This window comes from Dissulfurimicrobium sp. (assembly GCF_049968175.1).
Lineage (GTDB): Bacteria > Desulfobacterota > Dissulfuribacteria > Dissulfuribacterales > Sh68 > Dissulfurimicrobium > Dissulfurimicrobium hydrothermale.
In genome coordinates this window covers 1-7,417 of sequence record NZ_JBMFRG010000076.1, presented here as the reverse complement: position 1 = coordinate 7,417, position 7,417 = coordinate 1, and the positions used below count along the sequence as shown (strand labels likewise).

Here is a 7,417-nt window from a genome sequence, read left to right as displayed (position 1 = left end):
GCGTCGAGCCGTTGGTTGAGTAAATAACAATAAAATTAAGGAGAATTGAGCCATGGATGAATTGAAAGGCATAAAAATAGATGCCTGTCCCCATTGTGGGTCTGGCAGGCTTCAGAGTCCAATGGCCATGAAGGGGCCTGCTGTTTCAGCTGCTATAGATCCTGTCTGTGGTATGACGGTGGATCCCGGTAAAACACCATTTAAATACATCTATGACCAAAAGACCTATTATTTTTGCAGCAAGGGCTGCGAGGGCAAATTCGCCAGAGACCCCGGCAGATATCTCAATCCTTCCCGCAAAAACGAGGGGATGGAAGAGGCGTCGCCTGGCGCTATCTATACCTGCCCCATGCACCCCGAGGTGAGACAGACAGGGCCGGGGATATGCCCGAAGTGCGGCATGGCCCTTGAACCGGAGACCTTCAGCCTTGAGGAGGAAGATGATTCGGAATTAAAAGACATGACCAGGCGTTTCTGGCTTGCACTGGTCTTTACTGCGCCCCTGTTTGTAATAGCCATGTCCCATATGGGTCACGGCATGTCTTTGGGCGGGTTTCTGCCCATGGCCTTAAGTCCGTGGGTCGAGCTCATCCTTTCAACGCCGGTCGTCTTTTGGTGCGGCTGGCCCATTCTGGAGAGGGCCTTTCAGTCTGTAGCAAGCCGCAACCTGAACATGTTTACCCTTATCGGGATCGGGGTCGGTACCGCATGGATTTACAGCCTTGTCGCAACCCTGGTTCCGGATATTTTCCCTCCATCATTCCGCACGGAAGGCGGCCAGGTCCCTGTATATTTTGAGGCAGCTGGTGTCATAACGACGCTTGTCCTTCTCGGCCAGGTGCTTGAGATCAGGGCCAGAAAGGGCGCAAGCGGTGCGATAAGGGCGCTTCTGGGGCTTTCTCCCAAGACGGCAAGACTGGTGCGCCCTGACGGTTCTGAAGAAGATGTGTCCCTTGATGCAGTCAGAATCGGAGACCGCCTGAGGGTGAGGCCTGGCGAAAAGATACCTGTGGATGCAAGGGTTGTTGAGGGCGCAAGCCATGTGGATGAGTCCATGATTACAGGTGAGCCCATGCCGGTTGAAAAAGGGGCCGGGGACAGGGTGATAGGCGCGACCATCAACACCACCGGTACCCTCCTTGTCGAGGCGGAGCGGGTGGGGAGCGAGACACTGCTTGCGCAGATCATAAAGATGGTGGGTGAGGCCCAGAGGAGCCGCGCCCCTATCCAGCGGGTTGCTGATATGGTTGCAGGCTATTTTGTGCCCGCAGTGGTACTCTCTTCTGTCATAACATTTGCGGTCTGGGCCCTTTTCGGGCCAGAACCTCGAATGGCCTACGCCATCCTGAACGCCGTAGCCGTTCTGATTATAGCCTGCCCGTGCGCCCTGGGCCTTGCAACGCCCATGTCCATAATGGTCGGTACAGGCCGGGGGGCGCAGGCCGGGGTCCTTATAAAAAATGCCGAGGCCCTTGAGGTCATGGAGCGCGTTGACACCCTTGTTGTTGACAAGACCGGGACCCTTACTGAAGGGAGGCCGAAGCTCATGGGCGTAAAGGCCTTGGAGGGTTTTGATGCAGATGATGTCTTAAGATGGGCCGCCGGGCTTGAGCGTTCAAGCGAACACCCGCTGGCTGATGCGATTATTAAGGGGGCGATGGAACGCGGCCTTGAGCCGGCAGATGTTGGCGATTTTAAGGCCGTTCCTGGTAAGGGCATAATCGGCAGGATCGGCGGCAGAGAGGTCGCGCTTGGAAATCAGAATATGATGGCAGGGTTAGGCCTTGATGTGAGGCCGCTTTTTGATGAGGCCGAGAGGCGTCGCACCGAGGGTGAGACAGTTATATTTGTGGCTGTGGACAGGCGTCTTTGCGGGATTTTGGGTGTGGCCGACCCGATAAAGGCGACAAGCGCCGAGGCCGTAAGGGCGCTTCGTGAGGACGGGGTCGATCTGGTCATGCTCACTGGGGACAGCCGCACCACGGCTGAGGCCGTCGGACGCAGGCTTGGCATAGACAGGATTGAGGCAGAGGTCCTGCCGCAACAAAAAAATGAGGTGATAAAGAGGCTTAAAGACCAGGGCAGGATTGTAGCCATGGCGGGCGACGGCATAAACGACGCCCCGGCTCTTGCTATGGCTCATATCGGGATAGCAATGGGCACAGGGACGGACGTCGCGATGGAGAGCGCAGGCATAACCTTGGTAAAAGGCGATCTCATGGGTATCGTAAAGGCAAGGAGGCTGAGCCGTGTAACTATGCGCAATATCCGTCAGAATCTGTTTTTTGCATTTATTTACAACTCCCTCGGCGTTCCGGTCGCGGCAGGTGTGCTCTATCCATTTTTTGGCATACTCCTGAGCCCAATGATCGCAGCCGCGGCCATGAGTTTCAGCTCGGTGTCCGTCATTACCAATGCCTTACGGCTTAAGAGGCTCGATATCTGATGAACTCGCTGTATAACTTAGGATTTCGGCTTGATGCTGCGTTGCTTGTTGGCGAAAAATGCTCACATACAGAGAGGGTAGACACAGGGGTCTGCCTTCTACATGTTTTTTGTCTTCCTCGCGCCTTGTCTGAAGCCGAATTTTCGTTTTACAGTGGGTTCCAGCCATCCCAATTTTGACTTTTTACGGGTCTATCATATCTGATCCGCAGCACTAACCTTGCGAAAGATTGAGATACCATGCGGTGAGTTCGTTTCCGTAGAAGATGGTGATCATAGCTGCCAATGCCAGAAAAGGGCCATAGGGTATGGCTGTACGTCGCTCGGCCTTTTGCATGAGGATGAGAACGATCCCTGTCACCGATCCAAGCCCCGCACTTATAAATACCACAAGCGGTATGGCCTTCCAGCCCAGAAACGCCCCTATCATCGCGAGGAGCTTTATGTCCCCGCCGCCCATGCCTTCCTTGTGCGTAAGGAGATAATAGCCCCCGGCCACCAGATACAACACCCCTCCTCCCAAAAGTATGCCGATAAGGGAGTCATACCATTTAAGATCGGCTAAGAAGAAAGATGAGATTAGACCCAGGGCAATCATCGGCAGCGATAAGACATCCGGTATTAGCTGGTGCTCAAGATCAATAAATGTGATGATAATCAGTGTTGCCACAAAGCATGAATAGATGAAAAAGTCCGGGGTCAAGTTGAATTTTCGCCATAGCAGCAGGATTGTCACGCCTGTAAGCGCCTCTACAACAGGATACTGGAATGATATCCTTGCGCCGCATGAGCTGCACTTTGCCCTCAATATAATGAAACTCACAATTGGGATGTTTTCCCACCAGGTAAGTCTGTGTCCGCATTTCATACATGCCGAACCAGGTTTGACAACAGATCGCCCTTCCGGAATGCGGCAGATACAGACATTTAAAAAACTTCCTATGCAAAGCCCAACTAGAAAGATAGAAATTTGCAACAATATGTCATTTAAATGGTTCATAATCTTCTATACCTTTAGCACATTTAAAAATGCCTCCTGTGGTATTTCAACCTGCCCCACCTGTTTCATACGTTTTTTACCCTCCTTTTGTTTTTCAAGAAGTTTTCTTTTTCGTGTTATATCACCTCCATAACACTTAGCTGTAACATCTTTTCTAAGTGGTGCTATACGTTCTTTGGCTATGATCTTATTACCTATTGCGGCCTGAATTACAACCTCAAAAAGTTGTCTTGGTATTTCTTTTTTAAGTCTTTCAACAATATCTCTTCCTCGGTAGTAGGCTTTATCTTGATGCGTTATAATAGAAAGGGCATCTACCGGCTGTTTGTTAATTAGTATGTCCATCTTTATGAGTTTTGCCTGCCTATAATCTATAGGTTCATAGTCTATAGAGGCATAGCCCCTTGTGATTGATTTTAAACGGTCGTAGAAATCAAGTACTATTTCGTTAAACGGCAATTCATACTTGAGTACAACCCTGCTTTCCGTGATGTAGCGTATGTCGATCTGCCTACCCCTCTTTTCATCGCAAAGTGACATAATGGGACCGACGTATTCCCTTGGTAGGTATATTTCCATTCTTACATAAGGTTCGGCGATGAACGCTATCTTGTCTGCCCTCGGCATCTCAGCCGGGTTGTGTATGTGCAATACCTCTCCACTGGTGAGATGAACGTCATATGAGACTGATGGGGCGGTGCTTATGATCGGCAGGCCATATTCCCTTTCCAGGCGTTCCTTGATTATCTCCATGTGCAATAGGCCTAAAAAGCCGCATCTAAAACCAAAACCAAGGGCGGTTGAGCTCTCCGGCTCGTATGAAAAGGCTGGATCGTTAAGCCAGAGTTTTTCAACCGCTTCTTTCAGTTGATCATATTCAGCCGAGTCTACTGGATAGAGGCCACAAAAGACCATGGGCTTTACAGGTTTAAAGCCAGGAAGTGGTTTAGCCGCCTGGCGCCTATCTTCTGTTATAGTGTCACCGATCTTGGTGTCTCTCACCTGCTTTATGGCCGCGGTCAGAAAACCTACTTCACCCGAAGAAAGCGTCTCTACATCCTCTGGGTTTGGGGTGAATACCCCTAGCCTTTCTACCTCGTATGTTTGACCTGTGGCGAGCATGCGAATGCGCATCCCGCGCCTGAGCACCCCGTCAACTACCCTGATGAGCACCACCGCGCCTTGATAAGAATCAAACCAGGAATCGAAGATTAGGGCCCTCAAAGGGGCATTGGGATCACCCTTCGGCGGCGGGATCCTTGCCGCGATCGCTTCGAGTATCTCTTTTACACCGAGCCCGGTCTTTGCGCTTGCCATAAGGGCCTGGGATGAGTTAAGCCCAATGATGTCTTCTATCTCTTTTGCTGTCTTTTTGGGATCTGCGCTTGGCAGATCTATCTTATTCAGGACCGGGATGAGCTCCAGGTCGTTTTCAAGGGCAAGATAGACATTTGCAAGGGTCTGTGCCTCCACGCCCTGTGTGGCGTCAACAACCACTAGTGCACCTTCACATGCGGCAAGACTCCTTGAAACCTCATAGGAAAAATCTACATGCCCTGGTGTATCTATAAGATTAAATATATAATGATGGCCGTTATCAGCCTTGTAATTCAGCCTTACGGTCTGAGATTTTATAGTGATGCCCCTTTCTCTTTCAATATCCATCTTGTCAAGGTATTGTTCACGCATCTCTCTTGAGGTTACTGCGCCGGTGATCTCCAGGATCCTGTCGGCCAGTGTGGATTTTCCGTGATCTATATGTGCTATGATGCAAAAATTACGTATGCATTCAAGATCTGTCATGGTATCATCCCTTTACTTTTTATTTGGTGAAGGATAAATTTTGATGGCGTCGCAGAAAGTCGCCGAGTGCCGTGCTGCGCTACAGCTTTCGTCACTGCGGTGCACAGGAAGTACGCCTTATTCCTTAGGATCTGCGCGTCTTGCATTTGACGATTTTTGCTTAGTTATAGTATATAACGACTTTTTACAAGACCATCAATTTTTAAAGATTAGAAAATATTTGCCGAATTAGAATAAAAGACAATAACATAAATATAAAAAAATAATTTAGACAGTCGCCATGTCTAAGTGCTGGTCATTATGAAATTGCCGTCATTGCCGTTGAGTTTAATCAGAAAGACCAAAAGCCATGTGCTTGGTGTTGATATAGGTTCTCATTCCATAAAGATAATCGAATTGGTTGCAAGCGGCGACAAGGTCATTCTCAAGAAAATGGGACGTGCACTTGTCCCGATTGGTGCAATTAAAGACGGTATCATAGCAGAAGACAGGGCGGCACTGACAGATGTCTTGAAGGCCCTTTTGGACAACCTCAAACCAAAATCCAGACTCGCGGCCACGTCAATCGCGGGCTATTCCGTAATCGTCAAAAAGGTTCGTGTCCCGTACACAGATGAAAAAGAGATAGAAGAGAATCTTGATATAGAGGCCGAGAACTACGTGCCGTTTGAGATAACCGATGTCTATATGGATTTCCACATGCTCAGATCATCCGATGCGGAAATCCCAAGAAAGCAAGGGACTGAGATATTTCTGACAGCGGCAAAGAAGGAGATAGTCGACAGTTATGCGGCCTTGATGCAGGATGCTGGCCTTACGCCAGCAGTGGTTGATATAGATGCATTCGCCTTGAGCAATTCTTTTGAAGGCGTTTACAGTGTAACTGGTCCGGTGTGTTTAGTGGATATAGGCGCCCGCAAGACAAATTTAAATATAGTTAACCATGGGATACCGCTTTTTGCGCGAGACATATCGATGGGCGGTGCACAGATAACAGAGGCCTTTCAGGAGGCGGGTGGGATTTCATTTGAGGAGGCTGAAAAGATCAAGATGGCTGGAGGTCCTGAAGAAGGGATTATGAGGCAGTTTTCCCTTATAGTCGACGAGATCTGCAATCAATGGGGCCAAGAGATAAAGAAGATACTAGATTTTCACTGCTCCAATTCGCCTGAAGAAGATTGGCCTGGACGTATTTATTTAAGTGGCGGGGCCTCGCTCATGAAGGGTTTGCCAGACAAGATATCACAGATTACCGGCCTTGAGACCTTGGTGTTCAATCCGTTTCAGGGCGTGGTTTTTGATAAATCAATAGATATCGACTATGCATATTCAATAGCGCCTCAAATGGCGATAGCCCTTGGGCTCGCGCTTAGGGATTCATAAAGATGATAAAGATCAATCTGCTACCTGTAAGAGAGTGGTGCAGAAAAGAGTCTGTCAGGAAACAGGTATCAATATTTTCACTTTCCTTTATTCTGCTCTTGACCATCCTCGGTGGGATATGGATAACCATTCAAGGCCGGCTGAATTCGCTTAGACAGGAGCTTAATTCATTGACCGAGGCAAAGGCGCATCTTATCTATGTAAATAGGGCATTAGTCGAGGTGGAAAAGAAGCGACAGATCGTTAAAGAAAAGTTCAGCGCGATCGAGGCATTACAGAAAGACAGGACGAGGGATGTTGAGGCCTTGGACAAGATGGTTGGGTCGATACCCGTAGACAGGCTTTGGCTGACAAAGATATTTCTAAATGATCAGATAATGAAATTGAACGGCGTGGCAATGGACAATCAGACGGTAGCCCTTTTCATGAAACGTCTTGAGACCGTGCCGATGTTTTATGCGGTCAACCTTACAGATACAAAACGGGCTGATTATCAAGGCCATAAACTTATGGATTTTGAGATCCAATTAGGCGTCAAGACGGCAAGAGATATGCTTCAAAAGGACAAAGGCAGGAAAGAGGATAAGAAGGGAATATAAGTGAAAACAGGCAAGATAAAATTTGAGATACCTCAGAGGTTTCTGCAATTTGTTTTAAACCTGGAACTATGGCAAAAATTGGTGATCCTGGCAGGTTCCTGGGTGATTCCGATAGCGATTTTTTGGTTTTTCATCATCTCCGGTGACCTCCAGGAGTTGACGAGATTGTCAGAAGATATCCCCAGAT

6 protein-coding genes are annotated in these 7,417 nt (G+C 48.7%); 4 read left to right on the top strand and 2 right to left on the bottom strand.

Features of this window, described 5'->3' with window-relative positions; genetic code table 11:
• Positions 1 to 52: 52 nt before the first annotated feature.
• Positions 53 to 2,446 (top strand): heavy metal translocating P-type ATPase, encoded by a 2,394-nt coding sequence (locus tag ACP5SG_RS08780; protein WP_428123637.1) that lies wholly within the window; start codon positions 53 to 55, stop codon positions 2,444 to 2,446.
• A 213-nt stretch (positions 2,447 to 2,659) separates the two neighbouring features.
• Here ACP5SG_RS08780 and ACP5SG_RS08775 read toward each other — a convergent pair whose 3' ends face one another.
• Both ACP5SG_RS08775 and lepA read right to left on the bottom strand, forming a co-directional pair.
• A complete protein-coding gene (locus ACP5SG_RS08775) occupies positions 2,660 to 3,445 on the bottom strand; it encodes a prepilin peptidase (RefSeq protein WP_237887956.1) in 786 nt (261 codons plus the stop codon).
• A gap of 6 nt (positions 3,446 to 3,451) precedes the next feature.
• The gene (gene lepA / locus ACP5SG_RS08770; protein WP_237887958.1) at positions 3,452 to 5,248 is read right to left on the bottom strand and encodes a translation elongation factor 4; all 1,797 of its coding nucleotides are present in this window, start codon (positions 5,246 to 5,248) and stop codon (positions 3,452 to 3,454) included.
• Positions 5,249 to 5,548: 300 nt separating this feature from the next.
• On the opposite strand from lepA, the gene pilM reads away from it, so the two are divergent.
• From pilM to ACP5SG_RS08755, 3 genes are all read left to right on the top strand, one after another.
• Positions 5,549 to 6,631 (top strand): type IV pilus assembly protein PilM, encoded by a 1,083-nt coding sequence (gene pilM / locus ACP5SG_RS08765; protein ID WP_424661527.1) that lies wholly within the window; start codon positions 5,549 to 5,551, stop codon positions 6,629 to 6,631.
• Positions 6,632 to 6,633: 2 nt separating this feature from the next.
• Positions 6,634 to 7,230 carry a PilN domain-containing protein gene (locus ACP5SG_RS08760; protein ID WP_237887962.1) on the top strand — a complete coding sequence of 199 codons (597 nt, stop codon included), beginning with the start codon at positions 6,634 to 6,636 and terminating at the stop codon, positions 7,228 to 7,230.
• On the top strand, positions 7,231 to 7,417 hold a 187-nt coding region (locus tag ACP5SG_RS08755; RefSeq protein WP_428123629.1), incomplete at its 3' end, for a hypothetical protein.

Excerpts from the sequence above, each read along its gene's own strand:
- ACP5SG_RS08760 (WP_237887962.1), top strand. The coding sequence starts at position 6,634 with ATGATAAAGATCAATCTGCTACCTGTAAGAGAGTGGTGCAGAAAAGAG.
- ACP5SG_RS08775 (WP_237887956.1), bottom strand. The coding sequence starts at position 3,445 with ATGAACCATTTAAATGACATATTGTTGCAAATTTCTATCTTTCTAGTT.
- pilM (WP_424661527.1), top strand. The coding sequence starts at position 5,549 with ATGAAATTGCCGTCATTGCCGTTGAGTTTAATCAGAAAGACCAAAAGC.
- lepA (WP_237887958.1), bottom strand. The coding sequence starts at position 5,248 with ATGACAGATCTTGAATGCATACGTAATTTTTGCATCATAGCACATATA.
- ACP5SG_RS08780 (WP_428123637.1), top strand. The coding sequence starts at position 53 with ATGGATGAATTGAAAGGCATAAAAATAGATGCCTGTCCCCATTGTGGG.